General features: G+C 44.8%; 23 protein-coding genes and 1 pseudogene. 8 read left to right on the top strand and 16 right to left on the bottom strand.

The window, feature by feature from the left end; all coding sequences use genetic code 11:
* Window positions 1-439: pseudogene (locus tag AACR11_RS03385) on the top strand (transcriptional regulator); the annotation flags it as partial.
* Between the two features lie 111 nt (window positions 440-550).
* On the opposite strand, the gene AACR11_RS03380 reads toward AACR11_RS03385, so the two are convergent.
* The 4 genes from AACR11_RS03380 to AACR11_RS03365 form a co-directional block, all read right to left on the bottom strand.
* Window positions 551-1,672, bottom strand: coding sequence for a GGDEF domain-containing protein (locus tag AACR11_RS03380; protein WP_029791078.1), 1,122 nt, complete (start codon window positions 1,670-1,672; stop codon window positions 551-553).
* 195 nt (window positions 1,673-1,867) lie between these two features.
* The gene (gene rlmF / locus AACR11_RS03375; RefSeq protein WP_029791079.1) at window positions 1,868-3,043 is read right to left on the bottom strand and encodes a 23S rRNA (adenine(1618)-N(6))-methyltransferase RlmF; all 1,176 of its coding nucleotides are present in this window, start codon (window positions 3,041-3,043) and stop codon (window positions 1,868-1,870) included.
* A complete protein-coding gene (locus AACR11_RS03370; protein WP_005528224.1) occupies window positions 3,030-3,545 on the bottom strand; it encodes a M48 metallopeptidase family protein in 516 nt (171 codons plus the stop codon). The genes rlmF and AACR11_RS03370 overlap by 14 nt, the downstream gene beginning before the upstream one ends.
* A 196-nt stretch (window positions 3,546-3,741) precedes the next feature.
* Complete coding sequence (locus tag AACR11_RS03365; protein WP_005445513.1) at window positions 3,742-4,212, bottom strand: type II secretion system protein; 471 nt, start codon at window positions 4,210-4,212, stop codon at window positions 3,742-3,744.
* Between the two features lie 272 nt (window positions 4,213-4,484).
* Here AACR11_RS03365 and AACR11_RS03360 point away from each other — a divergent pair, with 272 nt between their 5' ends.
* The 4 genes from AACR11_RS03360 to AACR11_RS03345 all read left to right on the top strand — a co-directional run bounded on the left by AACR11_RS03360 (window position 4,485) and on the right by AACR11_RS03345 (window position 8,248).
* Window positions 4,485-4,712: a glutaredoxin family protein gene (locus AACR11_RS03360; RefSeq protein WP_005439862.1), complete on the top strand. Its 228-nt coding sequence runs from the start codon at window positions 4,485-4,487 to the stop codon at window positions 4,710-4,712.
* 285 nt (window positions 4,713-4,997) lie between these two features.
* Window positions 4,998-6,104: an HlyD family secretion protein gene (locus AACR11_RS03355; RefSeq protein ID WP_079324574.1), complete on the top strand. Its 1,107-nt coding sequence runs from the start codon at window positions 4,998-5,000 to the stop codon at window positions 6,102-6,104.
* Window positions 6,094-7,095, top strand: coding sequence for a DUF2955 domain-containing protein (locus tag AACR11_RS03350; RefSeq protein ID WP_029791083.1), 1,002 nt, complete (start codon window positions 6,094-6,096; stop codon window positions 7,093-7,095). Before AACR11_RS03355 ends, AACR11_RS03350 begins: the two co-directional genes overlap by 11 nt.
* A 133-nt stretch (window positions 7,096-7,228) precedes the next feature.
* Window positions 7,229-8,248 (top strand): FUSC family protein, encoded by a 1,020-nt coding sequence (locus AACR11_RS03345; protein WP_029791084.1) that lies wholly within the window; start codon window positions 7,229-7,231, stop codon window positions 8,246-8,248.
* A 65-nt stretch (window positions 8,249-8,313) separates the two neighbouring features.
* Here AACR11_RS03345 and AACR11_RS03340 read toward each other — a convergent pair whose 3' ends face one another.
* On the bottom strand, window positions 8,314-9,183 hold the full coding sequence (locus tag AACR11_RS03340; RefSeq protein WP_029791085.1) for a LysR family transcriptional regulator: 870 nt from the start codon (window positions 9,181-9,183) through the stop codon (window positions 8,314-8,316).
* Between the two features lie 112 nt (window positions 9,184-9,295).
* On the opposite strand from AACR11_RS03340, the gene AACR11_RS03335 reads away from it, so the two are divergent.
* The 3 genes from AACR11_RS03335 to AACR11_RS03325 all read left to right on the top strand — a co-directional run bounded on the left by AACR11_RS03335 (window position 9,296) and on the right by AACR11_RS03325 (window position 11,855).
* A complete protein-coding gene (locus AACR11_RS03335; protein ID WP_029791087.1) occupies window positions 9,296-10,507 on the top strand; it encodes an MFS transporter in 1,212 nt (403 codons plus the stop codon).
* Window positions 10,508-10,589: 82 nt separating this feature from the next.
* Entirely contained in the window at window positions 10,590-11,171 is a 582-nt protein-coding gene (locus tag AACR11_RS03330) for a DUF1415 domain-containing protein (protein ID WP_029791089.1), read from the top strand.
* A 108-nt stretch (window positions 11,172-11,279) separates the two neighbouring features.
* Window positions 11,280-11,855, top strand: a complete 576-nt coding sequence (locus AACR11_RS03325) for a nucleoside triphosphate pyrophosphohydrolase family protein (protein WP_029791091.1) — start codon at window positions 11,280-11,282, stop codon at window positions 11,853-11,855.
* A gap of 90 nt (window positions 11,856-11,945) precedes the next feature.
* On the opposite strand, the gene AACR11_RS03320 is transcribed toward AACR11_RS03325, so the two are convergent.
* The 11 genes from AACR11_RS03320 to cobT all read right to left on the bottom strand — a co-directional run bounded on the left by AACR11_RS03320 (window position 11,946) and on the right by cobT (window position 22,316).
* On the bottom strand, window positions 11,946-12,719 hold the full coding sequence (locus tag AACR11_RS03320) for a nucleotidyltransferase domain-containing protein (protein ID WP_029791092.1): 774 nt from the start codon (window positions 12,717-12,719) through the stop codon (window positions 11,946-11,948).
* A 32-nt stretch (window positions 12,720-12,751) separates the two neighbouring features.
* Window positions 12,752-13,258 (bottom strand): AAA family ATPase, encoded by a 507-nt coding sequence (locus AACR11_RS03315; protein WP_029791093.1) that lies wholly within the window; start codon window positions 13,256-13,258, stop codon window positions 12,752-12,754.
* A gap of 547 nt (window positions 13,259-13,805) precedes the next feature.
* Window positions 13,806-14,222 carry a lysozyme inhibitor LprI family protein gene (locus AACR11_RS03310; protein WP_009697380.1) on the bottom strand — a complete coding sequence of 139 codons (417 nt, stop codon included), beginning with the start codon at window positions 14,220-14,222 and terminating at the stop codon, window positions 13,806-13,808.
* Between the two features lie 87 nt (window positions 14,223-14,309).
* On the bottom strand, window positions 14,310-15,077 hold the full coding sequence (gene btuD, locus AACR11_RS03305; protein ID WP_029791095.1) for a vitamin B12 ABC transporter ATP-binding protein BtuD: 768 nt from the start codon (window positions 15,075-15,077) through the stop codon (window positions 14,310-14,312).
* On the bottom strand, window positions 15,064-16,059 hold the full coding sequence (gene btuC / locus AACR11_RS03300; RefSeq protein WP_049535872.1) for a vitamin B12 ABC transporter permease BtuC: 996 nt from the start codon (window positions 16,057-16,059) through the stop codon (window positions 15,064-15,066). The genes btuD and btuC overlap by 14 nt, the downstream gene beginning before the upstream one ends.
* 102 nt (window positions 16,060-16,161) lie before the next feature.
* Window positions 16,162-17,190, bottom strand: a complete 1,029-nt coding sequence (locus tag AACR11_RS03295) for a succinylglutamate desuccinylase (protein ID WP_029791097.1) — start codon at window positions 17,188-17,190, stop codon at window positions 16,162-16,164.
* Between the two features lie 238 nt (window positions 17,191-17,428).
* Window positions 17,429-19,228, bottom strand: a complete 1,800-nt coding sequence (locus tag AACR11_RS03290; RefSeq protein WP_029791098.1) for a M3 family oligoendopeptidase — start codon at window positions 19,226-19,228, stop codon at window positions 17,429-17,431.
* A gap of 82 nt (window positions 19,229-19,310) precedes the next feature.
* The gene (gene cobC / locus AACR11_RS03285; RefSeq protein WP_005445528.1) at window positions 19,311-19,925 is read right to left on the bottom strand and encodes an alpha-ribazole phosphatase; all 615 of its coding nucleotides are present in this window, start codon (window positions 19,923-19,925) and stop codon (window positions 19,311-19,313) included.
* Window positions 19,922-20,470 carry a bifunctional adenosylcobinamide kinase/adenosylcobinamide-phosphate guanylyltransferase gene (gene cobU / locus AACR11_RS03280; RefSeq protein WP_005445529.1) on the bottom strand — a complete coding sequence of 183 codons (549 nt, stop codon included), beginning with the start codon at window positions 20,468-20,470 and terminating at the stop codon, window positions 19,922-19,924. Before cobU ends, cobC begins: the two co-directional genes overlap by 4 nt.
* Window positions 20,467-21,273, bottom strand: coding sequence for an adenosylcobinamide-GDP ribazoletransferase (locus AACR11_RS03275; RefSeq protein WP_029791100.1), 807 nt, complete (start codon window positions 21,271-21,273; stop codon window positions 20,467-20,469). Before AACR11_RS03275 ends, cobU begins: the two co-directional genes overlap by 4 nt.
* Window positions 21,273-22,316 (bottom strand): nicotinate-nucleotide--dimethylbenzimidazole phosphoribosyltransferase, encoded by a 1,044-nt coding sequence (gene cobT / locus AACR11_RS03270; RefSeq protein WP_029791102.1) that lies wholly within the window; start codon window positions 22,314-22,316, stop codon window positions 21,273-21,275. Before cobT ends, AACR11_RS03275 begins: the two co-directional genes overlap by 1 nt.
* Window positions 22,317-22,333: the final 17 nt, after the last annotated feature.

The following is a 22,333-nucleotide window of genomic DNA, read 5'->3' as shown; positions in this document are numbered from 1 at the left end:
GACATTTCTAAATGGGTCAAACCGGACATTACTATCGGGGGCGTACATGCGCATCGCGGAAATGCTAGGTTATGTTGAAGATTTTGGTGATGGGTTGTTCTACCGTTCTGGGCGACGCTTTTTGATGGAAGAAGGCTCTGAACTCGACTCATTATTTCGTGAACGCTTCCAAAAAGAATCCTTATCTCACGAGGTAAATCCGGGGATTTGTGTCGGTCGTATTCGTTTGACCAACGCACAGCGCCAACAACTAGAAGAAGAAGTTTACAACAAGCTGGTTAAGCTCAATGCGATCAATACTTCTAATGAAGATGGTGAACTCACCAACGTATTAATGCGTTGTACTCCAGGAGCACAAATTTTCTTCTCTGACGGACTGCCTGACATTGACGGCGACCTATTAAAATATGTCGCGCAACTCACCAATAAAAAAAACTAATATGATTATTATTGAAGTTCAATCAATTTTATATTGATTTTCAATTTAATATTAATTATCGAATTTAAAACCGACAACTAGCTACTTTTAATTCACCGCAGCTAATATCGTTTATATCTCGTCTGCGATGACAATATTTCGACCATTGAGTTTTGCTTTATATAAGCACTGGTCTGCTTTATCTAAGTAATAACGAATATCCAAATTCGGTTCTGGACACTGAGTGAACACACCAATTGAACTGGTTAATATGTGACTTTGAGCACTGGTTTCACAAATAATAGAAAGCTCGGCTGTGGCTTTTCTAAACGCCTCTGCGCGGTTGATTGAGGTTTTATGTTCAGACCCTACAATCACAACTAGAAACTCTTCTCCACCAATTCTAAACACGATGTCATCGAGGTCATTAAAGTGAGCAGACAACAATGCGCCTACTTTGGTGATCGCTTCATCCCCTTTTAGATGACCAAACTGATCATTTAGTTGTTTAAAGTAATCTAAATCAATGGATACAAAGCTGACGAGTTGGTTAGTGTCTTGTGCTTTATTAAGAATATCTGGCGTCATGATATTGAAGTATCGGCGATTGTACAGACCCGATAATTCATCAGTAATAGCGAGTTCTTGCAGCTTTTTATTGAGACATCTCAATTCTTTCTCAGCAACAAAGCGACGATGCTTTTCTCTCACTAATTCAATTGATTGACTTGATACCTCAAAATACATTTTAAGTACAGTATCGGCGACCAAGCCATTGATACCTTGCAAAGTGTCGACAGCATTCACTTTCGCCGTCTCTAAAGAGTCACTCGACTCCAACTCTCTTACTGCCACGCTCATTTTTTTATCGTCGCCAATAATATGGAACACGAGCCAACGCACTAAGAACTGTAGGATATGCTCAATAGATTCTTGCCAGTTGAGATCTTTCGAGTCCGCTTGGATTTTTATGACTTCATCAACAAAAGAGGCATGGCTCTTCTTATGCTCATCATTCCAAATATCATCAGAAAAGTATTCATTCCATACACTTTCTTCATATGAAAAGTGATATTGAGCATAGTCTTTTAACTCACTAAATACGCAGTCTACTTCAATCTGGTCATCATAAATCAACGTATTAGCTAATTTATTCACCAATAAAAATAGATGGTAATGTTGTTCATCAATCTTTTTCATCCCTGTCTCAAAATTGTGATTCCAAGGGAAGATGATCAGTTCGTTATCGGACATCGCTGGGCATATATAAATATTATTTCTTTACTGGATAGTACCCCATGTTATTTTAACTTGATAGCCCTACCATATAATTTGACATAAAGAGAAAATAAACTTGTTATAATTATTAAATTAATGAATTTCTTGTTAAAAAATAGCACCAACAAAGTGGTGCTATTTTTTAATTATTTGAACAGCTTTGCTGGATAACTACTTTAATTCAATCCACACTTTACGCTGCGATTTGTCCATGTAGGACCAAGCGATAAAACGGCTGACTTTTTGTCCTTGGCTCATTTCCACGATTCGGATCGCTTTTACACCCAACTTTTCAAGTTGTTTGCGCATCGGACGAACATTGTCTTTCTTTGAGATTAACGTGGTAAACCAGAGCACTTGTGCACTGAATGCTTGGCTTTCGTTCGCCATCTTACGGATGAAAGCAACTTCACCACCTTCACACCATAGCTCAGCATTTTGCCCACCAAAGTTAAGCGCGGGTTTATTGGCTTTTACTTGAGGCGTTTTCGCTTGATTAGCTTGAACCTTCACCCCCTTCTTACGCTGATTCGCTTTTAAATTATCTAGCTTACGCTGACTGCCCATCGCGGCTTCTTCAGCTGAACGGTGGAATGGTGGGTTACAAGTCGTAACATCGTAGCGATCGTTTGGTTGGATAATACCACGGTAAATATTGGACTCACTGGTTTGTTGTACCAATTCGATCTTACCGTTTAACGAGGCATTACGCTCTGTGATTGCTCGTGCTGATTCAATCGATGTTGCGTCAACATCGCTACCAGTGTAATGCCATCCATATTGAGTCACACCGACGATTGGGTAAATACAGTTTGCCCCTACACCCACATCAAGTGCTCGCACTTTATGGTGGGCGTATTTGCCTTTTACTTCACCATCAAGCAACTCAGCTACGCGATGAACGTAATCCGCGCGCCCAGGAATCGGTGGGCACAAGTAAGTATCAGGGATATCCCAATATTCAATATCATAGTGCGCCGCCAGCAATGCTTTATTGAGCATCTTGACGGCCTTTGGATCAGAGAAGTTGATTGAGTCTTCCCCTTTGGGATTCTTTATCACAAATGATTTGAGCTGAGGCACTGCTGTGATTAGCTTTTTGAAATCGTAGCGACCTCGATGTGCATTACGTTCATGCAATCCACTCTTAGCAATTTTGATCACTTCCACATCGCTGCTTTTGTTCGCGACGTTAGTTTTCAGACCAGTGCTTTTTGCCGCACTCGCAGCTTTTGCTGTTGGTTTATTTTTCACACGCTTTGGTTTGATCTTGGTGACTTCTTTGCTCGGCTTAGACTTCGCCGTTTTTGGCTGAGCTTGTTTCGCGTTGTGATTATTGGTCTTCATTCGAATTCGCTTTTAAATCGAGGTAAATCATAAACAGACGAGCATCAAATTCGAGTTGATGATACTCAGGTTCCATATAACAGCACAGTTGGTAAAAGGCTTTGTCGTGGTTTTTCTCACGCGTGTGTGCCAGCTCATGTACCACCAACATGCGTAGTAACGCTTCAGGTGCATCTTTAAACACGTTCGCAATGCGAATCTCATTTTTCGATTTCAGCTTGCCACCATGATTACGACTTATCACGCTATGCAAACCAAGCGCATTGTTTACAGCGTGAATTTTCTTATCGTAGACCACTTTGCTAATTGGCGCGGCTTTCTTCATGTAGCGATTTTTGATCGCTATTGCGTATTCGTAGAGTGCCTTTTCGCTTTTGATTTGGTGTCTATCTGGGTAGCGTTTTTCGAACCAAGGCACCAGTTTACCACTGTCGACGAGTGAACTGACTTGCTCGACAATGTTCTGCGGATAACCTTGAATATATCGAAGTGACGGATGCATGCGTATTAAGTCTGCTATGACAAAAGAAAGGCGCTAAATATACCTGAGATGAGCAAGAGTTTCATCTTAGGTTATAACCAATCTGATTGTTCACAGTACCTACGCAGCTTTTGCAGTCATATTGAGGAGAGTTTAAAAAGGGGTTACTTGTTGGATAGGAGCATCTCAAGCCCCTACCCAACCTAGAAGGTCGCTATTAGCTATCTACGCGGACATCCCCTGTACCGGATTTATATGTCACAGCACCGTGTTGTAAATCTGCATAAGAGCAAGTGGCTTCATTACGATCAAAAGTCGTCTTTAGTTCACCTTTTTTAGCATCAGCCCCTTTCGCTCTAATGCCATTAACCGCAGTGTTCCAGATATCCATACATTGCTCGACATCTGTCGCTGTTGGGTATTCAAACGACTGAGTGTTGCCATCTTCTGTGGTAAAGAATGATAGTTCTGTACCGTCAACAATCAAGGTATCGGGTTCACCCTCAATTTTATGTTTGCCTGCAATAATCCCAATACTAGCAAGCAACGCACCTGCGTAACCTTCCAGAGTTGCATCTCGCGCATCATCTTGAAGATTTAAAAATCTCGGAGCTGCGGTAACCGCCAAAATACCGAGTAGTACAATAACCACAACCATCTCAATTAAAGTGAAACCTTTATTTCTCATGTTTTTCTCCGTCGTTATATCGGCTTCCTGCCTGTCTAACTTTCCTTTTTATTGGTTTGTAAATGAATAGCGTTCTGTAATTATTTTAGTGTACTTTATACCATTAAAGTATACCAGCGTGCGTACCTTATTTTTTAAAATCAATTCGATGTTGTGGCTACTCTTACTTTGATAGATAGCAGGCATTTGTAATGCGGTGTAGTTCCACAAGCTTTCCTTTGTTGCGAAACCTCGCTAAACTTCGCCTCCCGACGATAATGGAGAGAAATTGAATGAAACGTGTCGTTCTTTACGTCAAAGACAAATGCCCGCACTGCAAAGATGCTCAACGTTATCTTGATTCGAAAAATATTAACTACCGCTTGTGCAATGCAAAAATGCAACGCGGACGCAAAGAGCTCGATGCACTGGGGGCTCGTTCTGTACCTGTACTGAAGATTGGCGATCGAGTCATGATTGGCTGGAATCCAAAGAACTTTGAAAAAATGTACAGCAACTAAGTGACATATTAATCAATTTGTTTGATCACTTAGTCACGTTATCTCTACCCTAAAGAGCTTCTCCAAAGAGAGGCTCTTTTTCTATCTACCCGCCCTATTTCTTTGTCTGTCGCTCTTATTCAAACCACTACTCTGCAAAATTTCCGAATGTCGCATAATGGCAATTTTTACTTCCTTACACATTGTATTTTAACGCTCAAACGAACTGGTCTCAGTTTAATTCGCGCCTAGCTTGCGTCGATGGAGAACTCTGACCATCTTTCTTCATCATTAGTGAGTGTTTATATGTCAGAGACAGCAGCAGAAAACCAAGTAAGCCAGACGCCGCAACCGATTAATAAGGTCAAGCGCACAACCAATGCATTATTGGCACTCACTATGGTGTCCATTGGTACAGCGATAGTGGCAGATCGCATCATTCCGACAACCGATAATGTCCGTGTGGAAGGCAATGTCGTCTCATTGATCCCACAAGTTTCTGGCCAAGTTGACAGCATCAGCATTAAACCAAATACCCAAGTCAAAAAAGGCGATGTGCTACTGCAAATCAATACCACCGATCACCAGATTGCGGTCAAGCAAGCAGAAGCAAAGCTCAAGATCGCAGGACAGAATGTTGGCTCGCAAATGGCAGGTGTGATGTCAGCACAAGCTCAATTGACCACCGCGCTTGTGGCACAAGAAAATGCTAAACGCCAAGGTCAACGAGTTTTAGCCATGGCAGAAAAAGGCGTGGTTTCAAAATCAGATGCAGACACAACTCGCGCAGCCATTGATAAAGCAAATGCCGATGTCGTTAATGCCAAAGCGAACCTAGAAAAAGCAAAAGCTCAGGTGGGAGCGGCAGGTGAAGAGAACGCTCAGATCCAATCGGCTTTACTAGAACTGCAACAAGCGCAACTGAACTTATCACGCACGACAATGCGAGCACCTTCTGATGGCGCTGTGACCAATTTTAATTTGTCTCAAGGGGCTTATGCCACGGCAGGTTCTCCCTTGATGACGTTTGTTGAAAGCGGCGGTTTATGGCTTGAAGCCTTCTTCCGCGAAAACAGCATGGGCAACATTAACGCCGGAGATAAAGTTGAAATTGCACTCGATTATGCTCCCGGACAAACCTTCTCTGGCACAGTATCTTCAGTAGATTTAGGGGTTGCATGGGGCGCGAATAATCAGCCAGGCACCTTAGCCACCGTGAAAAATCAAAATAGTTGGCTGCGCGATACACAACGTATGCCGGTGACCATTAAGCTCGATGATAAACATGCCGCTGACTTCATGCGCATCGGTGGACAAGCAGATGTGGTGATCTACACAGAGAGCAACGCTCTATTTAACTTTCTGGGTAAGGTTTGGATCAATCTAGTGAGCGTGTTCTCTTATGTTAGATAGTCTGACTCAAGCACAAGAACGTCGAATTCTGCGCTATGTTATCACTGTAGGTTTGGCTACTTTTATCGCGTTATGGTTTAACTGGCCTTTGGCATTTTGTACGCCTCTTTTGACGGCAAAATTCATCGTCGATAAACCGCAATTTCATATTCTGCATGTCAAACAACTTGGCGATGCGTTGATCTCCACCGCGGTCATTGGCTTTTTGGTATCGAGCGGCTTGCCAGAGTACAAAATAGCTTTTCTGGCTGTACTGTCGTTGGGCATGCTGTGGAGCTATTACCTATTTACCGACCCGAAATGGGTAATGTTTGCCACTTTCTTAATGATTGCCCTGATTTTGATTCCATCGGTTACCATCATCGACAAGCAAGCCGCGTTAGACGTGGGCATCGGTTTTGCGTTTTCTGGTATCGTCGCCGTAGCGCTTTACGGGGTGTCGCATGTTTACTTCCCAGAAGAGGATGCGACTGAATTTGCTGGCTTCCCTCCCTCCCCTTTAACTCAAGAAGTTCGTTGGAATGCTGCGATTCGAGCTTGGATGATGTCGTTTCCCTTGGTTTGTTTTTATTTCTATTTCCAACTGTCACAAATATTACTCACCGTTGCGTTTGTCATGCTGCTTTCTCTGATGGCAACCAGCGACAAAGCGGGCAAAACATCATTGTTTTTTGTTATCAGTAATGTGTTAGGAGGACTACTCGCTTTCGCCGCTTTCGTTACCATTTCTCTGGTGCCAAATATGTACATCTACATGCTAGTGATGTTGGTGGTTATTACGTTACTTGGGACCAAGATTTACACCGAGCCCGCCAAAGCCCCAGTCTACGCCACTGCATTTACGGGCTTTATGGTGTTAATGGGTACCTCCATGAGCAGCGGTGCGCTAGACGATAAGTTTTACGTTCGGATATGGCAGTTAGTGTTGGTCGTTGCCTACATGGTATTTGTGACCTATTTCTTCGAATCTCGCGACAAGAAGACCGCATAGTCGCATTAAGCTTGGGCACTTTATGCTGCTCAAGCTTTCATCACTATTGTCGCAAACTGGCAATGAATATTTCATCAAATTGGTAATCTCATACCTTCCATATTGTTATTCACTGAAGGATGGGAAATACGCCATGCTCGATTCACTCGCTCAAAAATTCACCCCGCCAAAGCCTTACCTTGTGCTAGGCAACCGCATGTTTTTGCTTTCTATCGTGCTGCTTATCATCAGTGCGTATTTTTATGATGTCGGAGAAGCTTTTGTGGCGGTGGAAGTGGGAATCATCCACTACCTATACAATCTCAAATTCAGTACGACAAAAGACACCCTACTAGGTAGCCTTCATCCTTTGGTCATGACATTAACTGCGGTACCACTTTCCATGGTGCCTATCACTTATGCGCCTTTTACTAGTGCGCTGTTTGCCTTCTTACTCGTCATAACAGAGCGCGATAAACACCACCAAGGAGTACCAAAGTACATTCTGCCGCTGACGTTTATGTTGTTATCGATGATGATGCCAGTAGATATCCCTGCCACAGAACTTATGCTTCAACGTTCAGTATCGGTTGTGCTTGGCATCACTGTGGCGATCATTGCTAGTACGTTGGTTTGGAGAAACACCAACACCCAGAATGGCTCGATGAGCACCACACATAAAATTAGTCGTGTTGATCTCAAGTACTCCAGCCGCAAGGCGCTAGGGATTGGCTTGGTGCTGTCGTTAGGTATATGGGGTGGCACAGGAGCCGTTTTAGGTGCTTACCTATTTATGATGATCCACAGCCCGTTCAGCAAAGATTTAGCACCGAAAGCTTGGCAACGTTTGAACGGAACCTTGCTTGGCGCATTAGTTTATTTGCCTGTGGGGTTGCTATTGGGCTCTTTCAACTCCGACATGGCAATGACAATAACCATGTGGGTTTTAGTCATCGCTTCGCTTTACGGCATCCTTGTGTATCTCGAACACAACTACACCATTGCCACGGCTTGTATCATGCTGCTTATTCTTACTGTATCGGTAGGTCCTTTTAATCCGGAAATGGCAGAATTGATCTTTTCGCAGCGAGTATTGTTCACCGTAATCGGGGGCGCTGCCATGGTGGTTCTTGGGGTATTGATACCACTTAATGAGAAAGAGATAACTGCATAAAAGGAAAAGCCTCCCAATTAAAGGGAGGCTTTCCATTGAACAGTTTGGTTTTAACTGGATGCAAATCAAACATACCGCTTCACAAAGTCAATAAAAGTACGGTCGGCAATGGATAGATAGCCTTGTTTTCGCCACGCAAGTGCAAGGTCGAGCTTAACGCTAGGTTCAAATGGAATACCCACCACACCCTGTTCATGTTGTGTCACCAGTTCGAGAAGCGCGGTAATAGCAAATTCTTGTTTAACGATACTCAGAATGAGCGGCAGCAAGTTGGTTTCAAATGAGGACTTCATTGTAAAGCCATGCTCTTCGCTGACGTGGTCTAAGAATTCTCGGTGGAAGTAGCCATGTTGGAACATCACCAAATCATGCTCGAAAAACTGATCAAATGTGATCGCGTTGTGCTGAGCTAAGTCATGTTCCGGAGCCACAACGGCGACCATTTGGCTAGTAAACAGATGGTCAGTTTCTAAGTCTTCTGGAACATCGTCACAGCTGATCACGCCAATATCGAGCTGTCCATTAAGTAACATTCGGCGGATAGACTGAGTACCCGCCTCCACCAGCGTCAGCTTTAAATCTGGATACTGGCTCTTAAACGCCATGACAATTCGAGGGAAAAAATAGCTGCCCATCATTGAAGGCGTACCAAGGCGCACTTCCCCTTTGGCTAAACCTTTGAGCTCATCAATCGCTAGCTGCGCATCATGTAACTGCTGAATTACTCGCTTAGCGTGAACCAACAAGGTTTCCCCTTCTTTGGTTAAGCTGATTTTCTTTTCTTCTCGGCGAAACAGCGTCACACCAAGAGACTGTTCGAACTTCTTAATTGAAATGCTTAACGCTGGCTGAGCAATGTGCAAAGCCTTAGCTGCATGAGTAATGTTGCCGTGTTCCGCGACCGCCAAAAAGTGTTTGAGTTGTTTCGATTCCATTAGATCAAAAATATATACCAACCATATTTTTAATATATTTTTTCAATCCACAACTAACTGATAGATTGATCACAGTTTCTTTATATTTGCTCGCTCGCATTAGGCAGGACTCATGGTCAGTTTCGGCACTCCGGAATACAAACGCATTACGCTATCTCTGGCGCTCGGCTCTTTTTTGGTTTTCTCAAACCTTTACCTCCTCCAACCGATGCTGCCAAGCTTTGCGGCGCACTTTCAGATCTCGGAAACGCAGGTCAACTGGCTATTCGCCGCCACCACACTGGCTCTCTCCTTTAGCTTGGTCCCGATGGCTGTGCTTTCTGAATCGATTGGGCGCAAACCTGTAATGATGTTTGGTCTGTTTTCGATCCCTGCTATCTCCACATTAATGCTGCTTGGCGATTCGTTTTTGTTCTTAGTGGTTTGTCGCGCTTTGATCGGTGTTGCGCTTGCCGCGTTTGCAGCTGTTGCCGTTGCTTATATGGCGGAAGAGCTAGATAAACACGCATTTTCAATGGCGATCGGTACTTATATCGCAGCCAATTCATTGGGAGGAATCGCAGGACGTATCAGCGGAGGATTGTTGGCAGACAACTTCAGCATCGATGTCGCCATCGAAGTCATGATGCTATTCACCCTTATCGGTGTGGTCAGCGTGCATTACTTGCTGCCAAAACAGAAAAACTTCACCCCTTCTTCGAGCAGTTTAAGGCATCACAATCGAGCTATTATCGGACACTTCAAAAATCAACGTGTGTGGTTCGCTATGCTAATTGGCGGTTTGAACTTTGCCTTGTTCGTTAATCTTTATTCGGTAATGGGATTCCGCTTGGTTAGTGCACCACATAATGTGCCTGTCGGGTTAGCTTCTCTCATCTTTGTTTGCTATTTGGGTGGTACGTTTTCTTCCCGTTGTGCCGGACATTGGAGTAAACGCTTTTCACCGATACTTGGCATGTTTTTAGGCTCTATCGTCAGTATGGCTGGCATGTGGATCGCAGTAATTGAAAGCATACCTACAATGTTGGCAGGTTTGTTATTGATCAGCTTCGGTGCGTTCTTCACTCACACGCTAGCCTACGGTTGGGTTGGACAAAACGCAACACAAGCAAAAGCGACGGCGACCGCATTGTATCTCGTGCATTACTATATTGGCGGCAGTTTAGGTGGATTCCTATTGCTCTATTGTTGGCAAAACGGCGGTTGGTCGAGTGTACTCATCGGCGGCAGTGCACTGTACATTGCCATGTTCGCTGCTATCGCATTCTTAAAACACATCACAGAGCGAATCGACGCTGGCGATAACGCAGACATAACGGCTTAATGAAGCGTTAAACCTTATTGGTTTTATGTTGTGGCGCTGGTCTGCTATGCTTGCGCCACATTCATAAAAGCAAGAAAGTCGTATGCCAACGCGCTCAACACAAGAATCACCAAACACCGATATCAATGCGATCACAGAGCAAGTCAATCAATGGCTCAATGATGTCGTGATCGGGTTAAATCTCTGCCCGTTCGCTGCTAAGCCACAGCGCAATAAACAAATCAAAATCTTCGTTAGTGAAGCCTCGCAAGAAGAAGCTCTACTTGAAGACATTTTGCTGCAACTGATCGAGCTCAGTAATACCGAGCCAGAAAAACTGGAGACAACCTTGGTTGTGGTTCCAAACATGCTGCAAGATTTCTGGGATTACAACTTCTTCATTGATTGGGTTGAAGGTTTGATCAAACAGCAAGATTGGGAAGGCATTTTCCAAGTTGCCACCTTCCATCCTGATTACTGCTTTGGCGGTGCAGAACCAGAAGATGATGAAAACCTGACGAATCGCTCTCCATACCCAGTGTTTCATTTGATCCGTGAGGAGAGCATGGAAAAAGTACTTAAGCACTACCCTGATCCAGAGTCCATTCCAGATACCAATATTGCACGTGTTTCAGCGCTTTCAGAGGAAGAACGTAAGAAGCTCTTCCCTTACCTATTTCGCTAAGACTCACTCCCCAAGAGACAGAATTCTAACCAGTTAGAATGGGATCGCTTGGGGATTAAAGTTCGGTTTGATATGATTGCGACTTCAATCGATTCAATGGACATTAGAATGCAACTGTCAAAGCTAACCCAAGAGATTTTTGATCACCTATACCGTGACATCACCGAGTTCCGTAGCACTTTCGACCTACCAGTGGCGGATGTTGCAAGCCTAGACGCACAAGCAGATACACTACACACTTCTCTTGCGATCGAAGAGCTTACTGAACTAGCGGAAGCGGATTGCAAAACCGAGCAAGCAGACGCAATCATTGACAGCGTTTACGTTCTAATGGGTCGTCTAGTACACCTTGGTGACAGCAAAGTTGAAGATAACCTAGCGATCAGCTACCTGATCGATCTACTGCTTAACGTAGCGGTGAACCGTGGTATCGACTTTATCCCTTGCTGGGACGAAGTGCACTCAAGCAACATGAGCAAAGTGTGCCGTAACGAGCAAGAATATGCAGAAACAGAAGCGTTCTACGCTGAACAAGGCATCAAGCTGATGGCGGTTCAAAAAGGCGAATACATCATTGCGAAATGCGCAGAAGATTTTGTATCTGAAGGCAAAACGGTACGTAAAGGCAAGGTTCTAAAATCGGTTTACTACCACCCTGCAGACCTTAAGCCGCTTACACAATAAGTAGTCGATTAGGTACAACAGATAAAATTCAGCGCCCACAATACTCGATATTGTGGGCGTTTTTTTATTCTGAGCGTTCTTGATAAACAATCAACTTCGCAAAGCCCTAGCATTGATGTATTGACTTAACCGCTGATAAAGTGCAATGGCATCTATTTTGGACGCTATGTTGCCTATTGCACATTGGTAAGCAAGATCAATATCTTGATGTTGATTTGGGTAGTATTTTCTCGCTACTTTGACACATTCAGGCAAGTTGATGTACCAACTGCCGTCCTTCTCAGCGACAAAATAGTAGGCAGCTCTTATCAACTTCTTACCAATCACTTTTGCTACCGCTTTGTCACTCATTTGCGCAAAACGACCACTCATTTGCTCCAAAAAAACCGCGAGGTCACCATTGAGAGCTTCAGCGATTTCAAAGCTGGGTTTATGTGACACAAGCTCTTTTGATAAATCATTTCCCCAAATGCAGCAGCAACAGTGTTTGAGCCAAAATTGCCAATGGTATTTTTCTTTTGGGTCTAGAACACGATGACGCTCACCTGGGTCAATATCAAGTTTGCTTATTTGCGGATAAGCTTTGGGGATGCTTGAAGACAGTTTGTTGAATATGCCCAGTTCATTTTGACTCACCGGTGCGGTCAGTATTACGGAAACATCGAGATCTGAGTGCCCCAGCATTGCTGTGCCTCTGGGAACGCTGCCGTACAAGTAGATACCATCTATTTGTTTTGGAAGTTGCGTTATCAACTCACCAACAACGACCTCGACAACTGGTTGGAACTCTATTTGAATATTTTCTGGTGAACAGTCATTGCGGATAAAGCCCTGGGCATCGAGACCATTATCTCGCTTGTGCATGGCGAATCTCCATCATAAAAGGAATGCTAAATTCAAATACCAAGCTTTTCGACCAATTTGGCAAACGACGTTTCGATACTGTCTGTTGCCGTATCAATCTTGACGACTTCCGTCTTCCAAGCCTCGTAGTGACGAGCTTTTACTTGTTGCCAATTCGGTAGCTGCAGGTTCTCAACTTCATTCTTACGAGAATCAACACGTTGTTTATGCTCATTCTCATCCGAGCAACTTATCTCTATGTTAACAAAGTGAGCGGACATGCTTGTTGCCACTTGCTGCCATTCATGCCGTGTAAGCTCTATGGGGTTACAAGAATCAGCGATACAACTCAACCCAAGTTCAAGGTTATCTCGGATGATCCGGTAACTTAGCCGATAACCCTCACCTTCAACCTTGAAATGACACAAATCACGTAGACCTTGCTCTATAGTATCGACGCGTACATACATCGCACCAACTCTTGCGGCTAATAGCTTTGCTAGCGTCGACTTACCAGACGCAGGAAGACCAGAAAAAATGTACAAGGTAGGAATCGTCAAATGAACTCCTTCTCTATTAAATGCCATAAGCTTGAAATACATGATTCAAAAGAATGATGCTAAAGAACATCAAAGCGACATGCCAAACATTCGTCACCATCAATGTACTCTGCGAACCAATAATGGCCATCTTCCAATTCTCGATAATTGACCAAAGTATATGATTTGGAAAACCGATATTGCAATACAATGAGCTTATTGCATTTTGGCGGCCAACTCGTTGTTTCAACAATTAAATTGTTGTTTTTCAGCTCAGATTTAAGGATCTCAGTTAGAAGGAGACTTTGGAACATACTATCGGTCCTCAAAAGAAGTGCTAGCTCTCCAACAAGAGAAGAAACTTACAGCTAAATTTACCCCCAAAATGCCCTACGATCAGGTTCTGAATCACATTTGCCCTCTTTGGCATAAAACACTTCCCATTTACTGCCTGAGTTGGCTAAACAGTATCTCTCATCCGCTATACCGTTTAGCGTGATAGAAGCCGTGTTGAGGTTAAGTACGTTGACGCGTTTTAAAAAATGAATCTATCCGCGTTTAAGTAACACTACTCAACATTTGGTTCGGGTAAAACCGGTGGCGTACTATCCATGTAGGTTAAGAAGTTTTGCCAAATTTCGTGAGTTCTTTGTTGAGTTAATTGAGTTTCGCAGGAAATAGCCATCACGCCACGAATTGTCCCTTCACGCCACTGCGTATATACCGAATCACAATGCGACGTCACGTACGCTTGCCAATCTTTTTGTGCAACTTGAATCGCTTTAATCAGCTCAGGATCATAAGAATTATGTTCGAAACTCGTTTCCAAATACTTATTTAGTTGCTTTTGAGCAGCCTCTAACTCAATGGCTGCACACTGATTAATCTCGAGGGTACTGACCGCGTTATTACAATCAATCGCTTCTTCTTGAGCAAATGCCATAGACGACAAACTCGTTAGAGCCACAATCACGTATTTTTTCATTCCTTTCTCCAAAAAAGAGCTCAAGCCGACGCCATTTGGGGTCATGGTTAAACGTTAGTGTCTTGAAGCGTCGCTTTAATATACGCCTCAATCAAAAATCAAATAGGGTCTATCTTCCAATACGACTTTACGAACTTGAGTTTGAAAGACTTCTGCCAAGCCCTCTTCCGTGAGTACTTCATCTGCATGACCTAAAGAATGCAATACGCCGTTATTGAGCAGCAGTACCTTGTCAGCATGCCTTAGCGTTCGATTTAGGTCGTGGTTTGCGACCAACACCCCGATGCCTTGCGCTGCGACGGCATTAATGAGCTGATATAGCAGTCCTTCTTGGGCAATATCGAGTGGCGCTGCGGGTTCGTCCAAAATCAATAGCTGAGAATAAGGATTGATTGTACGCCAAACTTGCAAACACACCCCGGCTAGACGGACACGTTGCCATTCACCGCCGGATAATGTCTGAATACTTCGATGAAGCTTGTCTTGCAATTGTACTAGCTCAATAACAATATTAACGGCATCTCGTACTTTCGCGTCGCTGATATGGGCACCCGTTGGCAGTGATAGCGCTAAGTATTGGAAGACATCAACATTGAATGCAGGTCTCGATTGCTGACACAAATACCCACGGATATGGGCTTGTTCTGAAAGTGGCATTGCTAGCAGGTCGTTATTGTCGACAAGTACTTCCCCACTCACGCCTTCACGCTGAGTTAAGGTGCCAGATATCGCGCCAAGTAATGTGCTCTTTCCAGAGCCGTTTGGACCCACGACATGGACAACCTCACCCGGCTTACATTCAAAGGAGAGCGGTAGCAGTCGACTTCCCACTGCGATGTGCTTAACGTGCATCATGACTTTTCACCAGCATCCAAATGAAGATAGGTGCGCCGATAGAAGTGGTCATCACTCCCAGCGGCAGCTCTGCAGAATCGAGCAACAAACGCGCGCCGATATCCGCAAACACCAATAAGGCTGCGCCAGATATTGCCGACAGAGGCAATAGGTAACGGTTTTCTGTACCAAACGCTAATCGAAGCAAATGCGGTACGACCAAGCCCACAAAGCTAATGATCCCACCCAATGCAACGGAACCACCAACGAGAATGGAAATTGCCAAAATGAGCTTCCAGCGCATCTGATGAACATCAATGCCCAGTTGAGTGGCATGGATTTCCCCTAGCATCAACTTATCAAGCGGTTTGCCCTTGCAACATAGCCAAACCAATACGGGTAGCATGACCAAAGTCACGGTGTGCTGATACCAACTTGCCCCACCAATGCTGCCCATTAGCCAATACATTAACTGACGCAGGCTCAAGTCATCGCTAAAGTAGAATGCCCACGTCACAATCGCGCTCGACAGAATGCCCAAAGCAACGCCGACGAGCAGCAGCCTTGCGGTAGTGAGATGCATCGCACGCGCAATGCCAACCAATATGACGGTAAACAACATCGAACCAGCAATGGCAGCCAACATAAAGATCATTGGAGACGGTAAAACTGGCAAGGCAAACATGACGAGCACCATTGCCAAACTCGCGCCCCCCGAAATTCCGAGAACGCCGGGTTCAGCTAACACGTTTCCTAGCAGGACTTGTAGCGTCGCTCCGGAAACCGCTAGCGCCGCACCAATAATAGCGGCAGAAACCAAACGTGGCAGACGTAAATCCAACAAGAGTTTTTGCTCAAATGCAGAGAGAGACTGAAAAGGAGAAAGGAATACCTCTCCGACCATCAAGTGGATAGCAGAGAGCAGCACGAGAATCACTGACATAATCAAAAGATTGCGTTGCCAGCGTCGTTCCTTGTTCAGGATAAGTTGTTGAAAATCCATAGTAGCCGATAAATACAAACGAGGCTTAACCTTACAGTTAAGCCTCGGTAAATTGCAAATGTGTTCGTACGCTTTATTCGCCGAAATTAAGGCGATATGGCATTAATCGTAGACTAACTCGCCATCTTCGTAGCGCGTTTTCACTTCACACACCATTAACGCTGCGCGTTGACCAATCGCGACGTGGCGATTTGGGAAAACAACGGCTTCGTTATCGTTCTTCGCCATCAATGGTTTGTCACCATCGTGACCAAACACTTCGCCGTGAACGAATGAGGTGAAGTTCTCGACGTTGTCATCAAACATGAAATCGAAATCTTCGTGCAAACGCACAATCGTACGACTAACACGGTACTTGATACATGGTTTAGATAAGTGCTCCGCTTTCGCCTCTGCAATTAGGTTACGCAGTGACAAATCGAACGCAGTCAGTTTGTCTAAGTCGTTTTCACCAATACGAGCCACTCGACCCAGCTCCATCGTCAAAGCTTGAGCGCCATAGTTTTCTGCACTGAACCAGCTGAATGTACTGGTTGGCGAGTTAGAAAGCAGCACCGCTTCAATATGTGCACTATCGAGGAAATCAATCAAAGCTTTGCTACGAACAGGATGGCGCGTTTTCGGACTCACCGCAAAGGTGTAGTGCTTTGAATCACGGATCGCGCAGTGCAAATCTAAGTGCCAGCGTGTTTCCGCTGAAGTATCTTGATAGAAATCTCTCACTAACAATTTGAGAGTGTCAGCAATCGCAAGCTCTTTGGTCGGCTCGTGCTCTTTCTCATCAAACAGTCGGTTAAGGTTTTCTTCTAAAAATCGCGTGTGCGCCAGAGTCGATTCTGGGTGAGCGATAATGAATAAGCATCGAGCCTCGACTTTCTGGAAGCCAGATTCGATGTCTTTGATAATTGAATCCACCAGCTCCATCGGTGCGGTTTCATCCCCGTGGACACCACAAGAGATGATGACGTTCTTTGTTTCCTGAGTGTATTCATCAGGAATCACTTCTAGCACACCACGCTGATAGAGTTTAAGTTTTACACCATTAGACAGCACCTGCTCCGCTGGCGCGACATCAATATGAACATCTAACGTGTCAGTTAAAAACGATTGGCGAAAGAGAGACTTCGTCATGCGTTACTCCTTAATAGCACGGCGGGTATGTTAATAAATTGTACAAAGGATTTTTGTTGTTGCGATCCCACTTATGAGTAGAAGCCACTAAATTTACTTAAAATCCCATACCTTTTCGCGCCATGCACTCAAATCAAGCATTGAGGCGTTTATTTTTTAAACAATTACAAAGTGTTAGGGCTGTGAACTTTACCACAGCCCTAAAGAAGATCATTATGATTTGATCAACTTTTAGCGTTTATTCACCACGTTGTGCGAGTAAACGTTCAAATTCGTCTACTTTGTCACGAACTAGCTCCACACTCTGCTGCCAAAATTCGGGTTGCGTCAGATCCATTGAAAGATGCTTGTCTACAACCTCTTCAGCCATCATGTTGCCAGTGTCACGTAATAGATCTACGTAATCGTCGTAGAAACGCTCCCCTTTAGCTTCACGTTGAGCGTAGATACCTTTACTGAACAAGAAGCCGAACAGATATGGGTAGTTGTAGAAGCTCACCCCAGAGATTGAGAAGTGCAGTTTGCTCGCCCAGAAATAAGGGTCAGCTTCGCTCATCACATCGCCATACCAATCTTTCCACGTTTCTGACATCAGCTCACAGAAATCATCTGCTGTCAGTTCGCCCTCTTGGCGACGCTCGTAGAAAGCTTTTTCGAATTCGTAACGAACGGGAATATTGATCATCAGCGCCAACGCCGAAGAGAGCTCTTCCCACAGCATTTCGAGCTTATCATCCACACTTTCTGCTTTTGAAATCAGATGATCGCGAACGATGTTTTCAGCGAAAATTGAAGCAGTTTCTGCCAACGTCATTGGGTAGTACGTTTGGCAAAGCGGTAAGTCACGAATCACCCAGTTGTGGAATGCGTGACCAAGCTCGTGAGCCAGCGTCATCAGATCTGAGCGGCTACCACTCCACGTCATAAACACGAGCGGCGTACGCGTCGCTGGCAGCTTAGTACAGTATGCGCCAAGGCGTTTGTTGGCATTAGGCGCGGCATCAATCCAGCCGTTTTGTACCATCATGCGGACAAACTCGGACATGTCTGGATTCACGGTTTCGAACGCTTCACAAATGACGTCGATTGCTTCATCAAATGGATAAACTTTCGCTTCACCACTCAAAGCAGGCATCGCAGCAAGATGATTCCACGGTTTCATCTCATCTAAACCGTGTACCTTCGCCATTAACAAACCGGCTTTTTGACCAATCTCACGGCTGTCTTTAGCGACTTTCATCATGGCATCCAACGTTTCCGCTTTAATTCGGCTGCCATGTAAGCTTGGATCAAGGAAATGGACATCACGTTTGGTAGAACGCTTTTTGTTCTCTGTTAAACGCCAACCTGAAAGCGCGTTAAGGATAGAAGCAAAAGACTCTTGATGTGTTGCCATCGCCTTTTGAACGCCACGCCACGCAGCTTCTTGGCGATCAAATTCAGAGCCATAAAGAATACTTGCTGCTTGCGAGAAGCCAAGCTCCTCACTTTCACCATCAGCGTAGTCAAGCTTCACTTTCAAAGAGCCCGTAAGGTTGTTGTATAACTTACCCCACGCAGATTTTCCATCCACGCTCATTGCTGCTAATAGCTTTTCTTCTTCGGTGCTTAAGCGTGTGTCAGCCAGTTTCCGAGAGTTCAGGATTGAAAACGCCTGACCACTGATGTCTGGATTTTCATGATCCAAAACGCGAGTAATGAACTCTTCATCAGCGTGAGTCAATTTAAGCTCAAAAGCACTGTAAGCTTGAGAAAGCTCAGAGAAAATACGCGTCATACGACCCAGCAGTGCTTTCGCCTCTGCATTTGTCGCATCCACTGACGCGTAACAGTTTGCGAAGTTAGCAATCGTGCCAGCCAAACGGCTTGCCGCCTCACTGGTTAAGATTGCGTTTTGCATCACTTCAACAGAGTTACAATCGGTAGACTGTTTATTGAGTAGGTCAATGCATTGCTCTACAAGGGCAATGTCATCTTGAATTCGTGGGTCTGCGAGATCGTTATAAACGATGGATAAATCCCAGCTAGGAGCGGTCATTTATGGTTCCTTTTGATGTAATCGAGCCAGCTCTTTTCTCTCTTAAACTCGGTAGAGATCCAAGCATTGGCTACTTCCGTGACTAATTTTCAAATAGTGGTACGCCTATCGAACGAACTGAGGCGTAAATCTGATCATCGATGGTAATTGTTATATGTGTTACTGACGCATTTCCTATCGCTAATGTCGAATACCACCGCGGATTGCGCCAATCTACACCCAATACATGGGCAAGAATCATTCTAATTACGCCACCATGCGTGACAATTAGCAAGTTGTCATTGATATCATTAATGATTTGAGACCAAGCACAAGTTACACGATGAGAGAAATCATCTAAGCTCTCAGCATTCGGTAAGGTGTGTTGTGCCGGTGCTTTCCAAAACGCATCGAGCTTATTCCAGTGCTCAGAAAGCATGTCAAATGGGATGCCATCGAAATCACCAAAATCCAACTCTTGAAGTTGTGGCTCCACACTTAAAGGCAAAAGTTGCTGCTCAGCGAGTATCTCAGCAAGGTCGTGACAACGTGACAAGGGAGAGCTGATGATCCCTTCTACTTCTCGCCCCGTCTGTTGCCAGGCTTGCGCAATTTTGCGTTGCTCAGCTTCATCAACTTTTAAATCGGCTTGTCCGTGTAAACCTGGGGCTGCGTTCACTTTTCCGTGTCGCAGTAAATAGATATTCAGCGTTTTCATTTCTTCCCGTCCTGTGGTTTGAGCTCAAGCGGCAAGCCCGCAGCGACAAACGTGACTTGTTCGCATACGGTCGCCAGTTTTTGATTCATCCGTCCCGCATTATCAACAAAGTAACGACTAACGGCGCCGAGCGGCACAATACCCATCCCGACTTCGTTAGAGACAAAAATCAGCGTCGCTTCCGATTGTGCTATCGCATTTACCAACCGCTCAATTTTTTCTTCTAACCGCTCATTACAGCAGTCATCACCGAGTTCAAAGATCCAGTTGTTGAGCCAAAGCGTAAGGCAATCAACTAACACGACATCTTGAGACGAAAATTCACAAATGAGCTCAGGCAAGTTAAGCGGACATTCATGTTCAATCCACCCAGCCCCTCGTTGCTGTTTATGGTGAGCAATGCGTTGCTTCATTTCTTCATCAAAAGGCAATGCCGTCGCCACATAGTGAAGCGTTCCGTTTTTGTTTTGTGACGACTGTTGCGCCCTGCTCTCTGCTAAGCTCGATTTTCCTGAGCGCGCACCACCTAGAATAAGTTGCTTCATAATGAATGACTAAATGCGATAAGAATGAGATAAACAAGCAATTCTGAAAGCTGCTGCGCGGCACCAAGGCAATCGCCAGTAAATCCGCCGATACGTTTGGTCAGCCAGCGTTTAAAGCCCACACGAAACAGTGCCAATACCAACACAATCACAGCTGCCTGAGACACGCCCAGTAACAATGCTACAACCCCACCAGTTAAGAGTAATATCGCGACCTCTAAGCTCGATTGTTTATTCGCTAACGGTTTGCTTTTCGAGGTGTCAGCGTCACTAACATAAGGCATGTCATATATGAGAGTGGCAGCCAGTGCTCGGCTCACGGTGTACGCCACAACGATCATCAGCCAAAATTGAGGTTCATTGGCTAACTCGCTCCAAAATACAAACTTCGCCAGCAGCGCCATCATTAGCGTTGCCGCGCCGTACGTCCCGATGCGGCTGTCTTTCATGATGGTTAAGCGGCGCTCTAACGTCATGCCACCGCCAATACCATCTGCCATATCCGTTAAACCGTCCTCATGGAACGCGCCGGTAAGCAGCAGGCTAAATGCCATGGTCAACACGATGGCAACTGAGTTTGGGAACAATAAACTTGCCAGTGAAAATACAGCTGCACACAGTAGCCCTAGCAACACACCGACCAAAGCAAAGTATCGCCCCGCTTGGTTCATGCGCGCTTCACTGTAAGGTAAATCAGAAGGCACTGGAATGCGGCTAAAAAAGCTTACTGCGAGCAAGAAAAGCTCGCTCTGATAGCGTAAAGAACGAGTCTCTGAATGGAGTGTATTATCAGAAGCTGACACTAAACCGTCACTCCCGCACTCTCAAAGCTCGCCATGTTGTTGTAAAACTGAGCCGCTGCTTTTACCAGTGGCAAAGCAAGCGCCGCTCCGGTTCCTTCACCTAAACGCAAACCAAGATCCAAAAGAGGTTCCGCTTGTAGGCATTCCAGCACAAACTTGTGCCCATTCTCTTCTGAGTTATGAGCAAACAACATGTAATCTCGCGTCTCTTCATCTAATAGAGTCGCGACATAAGCGGCTACAGATACGATAAATCCATCAACCAAGACTGGCGTTTTGTGGCGTTTTGCTTCTAAGAATGCGCCAATCATTTGCACAATTTCAAACCCACCGACTTGAGCCAGTGCGCCTTTGGTATCAAGGTCACGACAGCGATTCACACCTTGCGCAACTAGCTTGATCTTGCGGTTGAGTTGCTCTTGAGTAATGCCCGTGCCATAGCCAACGCAATGGTCGACTTCCAATGGACTAAGCGCAGTTAACAATGCCGATGCCGAACTGGTATTGCCGATCCCCATCTCACCAAACATCAACAAGTTCGAGCCATTAAGGATCGCCTGTTGCGCAACCTTTGCACCATATTCCAAACCTAACGCGACTTGTTCTAACGACATCGCCGTTTGTTTAGCAAAGTTTGCCGTGCCATTTCCCAGACGTTTCTCAATCAAGTTGGGATGATGTTTAAAGTCAGGAACTAAGGTATCGATCGGTGACAACATGCCACAATCAATGACCTTAAAGTCAATTTGGTTGAGATCGCAGAAACAGTTAATAGCAGCGCCACCAGCGAGAAAATTCGCCACCATTTGTTGAGTCACGGCGCTTGGTGCAATGCTCACCCCTTCTTCTGCTATACCGTGATCACCAACGAATACCAACATGGTTGGTTTGCGAATTTCTATTGTTTCAACCGATTGAAGCTTATCTTGGCTTTGAATTAACGCAAGTTCTAGCGCTACTTTTTCGAGCAAACCAAGAGCGCCTAATGGTTTGGTTTTGTTATCAATGCGAGCTTGAATTTCTGAGGCAAAAGAGCGATCCATGATGATGATTCCTTATT

Origin of the sequence: Vibrio sp. L85 (genome assembly GCF_963871815.1) — a bacterium.
Classification (GTDB): Bacteria; Pseudomonadota; Gammaproteobacteria; order Enterobacterales; family Vibrionaceae; genus Vibrio; species Vibrio harveyi.
The sequence above is the reverse complement of the archived record's forward strand: the minus strand, read 5'-3'. Positions and strand labels throughout refer to the sequence as shown.

Bases quoted from the DNA above. Each gene is read 5' to 3' on its own strand.
- AACR11_RS03380 (WP_029791078.1), bottom strand. From the start codon at position 1,672: ATGTCCGATAACGAACTGATCATCTTCCCTTGGAATCACAATTTTGAG.
- rlmF (WP_029791079.1), bottom strand. From the start codon at position 3,043: ATGAAGACCAATAATCACAACGCGAAACAAGCTCAGCCAAAAACGGCG.
- AACR11_RS03370 (WP_005528224.1), bottom strand. From the start codon at position 3,545: ATGCATCCGTCACTTCGATATATTCAAGGTTATCCGCAGAACATTGTC.
- AACR11_RS03365 (WP_005445513.1), bottom strand. From the start codon at position 4,212: ATGAGAAATAAAGGTTTCACTTTAATTGAGATGGTTGTGGTTATTGTA.
- AACR11_RS03360 (WP_005439862.1), top strand. From the start codon at position 4,485: ATGAAACGTGTCGTTCTTTACGTCAAAGACAAATGCCCGCACTGCAAA.
- AACR11_RS03355 (WP_079324574.1), top strand. From the start codon at position 4,998: ATGTCAGAGACAGCAGCAGAAAACCAAGTAAGCCAGACGCCGCAACCG.
- AACR11_RS03350 (WP_029791083.1), top strand. From the start codon at position 6,094: ATGTTAGATAGTCTGACTCAAGCACAAGAACGTCGAATTCTGCGCTAT.
- AACR11_RS03345 (WP_029791084.1), top strand. From the start codon at position 7,229: ATGCTCGATTCACTCGCTCAAAAATTCACCCCGCCAAAGCCTTACCTT.
- AACR11_RS03340 (WP_029791085.1), bottom strand. From the start codon at position 9,183: ATGGAATCGAAACAACTCAAACACTTTTTGGCGGTCGCGGAACACGGC.
- AACR11_RS03335 (WP_029791087.1), top strand. From the start codon at position 9,296: ATGGTCAGTTTCGGCACTCCGGAATACAAACGCATTACGCTATCTCTG.
- AACR11_RS03330 (WP_029791089.1), top strand. From the start codon at position 10,590: ATGCCAACGCGCTCAACACAAGAATCACCAAACACCGATATCAATGCG.
- AACR11_RS03325 (WP_029791091.1), top strand. From the start codon at position 11,280: ATGCAACTGTCAAAGCTAACCCAAGAGATTTTTGATCACCTATACCGT.
- AACR11_RS03320 (WP_029791092.1), bottom strand. From the start codon at position 12,719: ATGCACAAGCGAGATAATGGTCTCGATGCCCAGGGCTTTATCCGCAAT.
- AACR11_RS03310 (WP_009697380.1), bottom strand. From the start codon at position 14,222: ATGAAAAAATACGTGATTGTGGCTCTAACGAGTTTGTCGTCTATGGCA.
- btuD (WP_029791095.1), bottom strand. From the start codon at position 15,077: ATGATGCACGTTAAGCACATCGCAGTGGGAAGTCGACTGCTACCGCTC.
- btuC (WP_049535872.1), bottom strand. From the start codon at position 16,059: ATGGATTTTCAACAACTTATCCTGAACAAGGAACGACGCTGGCAACGC.
- AACR11_RS03295 (WP_029791097.1), bottom strand. From the start codon at position 17,190: ATGACGAAGTCTCTCTTTCGCCAATCGTTTTTAACTGACACGTTAGAT.
- AACR11_RS03290 (WP_029791098.1), bottom strand. From the start codon at position 19,228: ATGACCGCTCCTAGCTGGGATTTATCCATCGTTTATAACGATCTCGCA.
- cobC (WP_005445528.1), bottom strand. From the start codon at position 19,925: ATGAAAACGCTGAATATCTATTTACTGCGACACGGAAAAGTGAACGCA.
- cobU (WP_005445529.1), bottom strand. From the start codon at position 20,470: ATGAAGCAACTTATTCTAGGTGGTGCGCGCTCAGGAAAATCGAGCTTA.
- cobT (WP_029791102.1), bottom strand. From the start codon at position 22,316: ATGGATCGCTCTTTTGCCTCAGAAATTCAAGCTCGCATTGATAACAAA.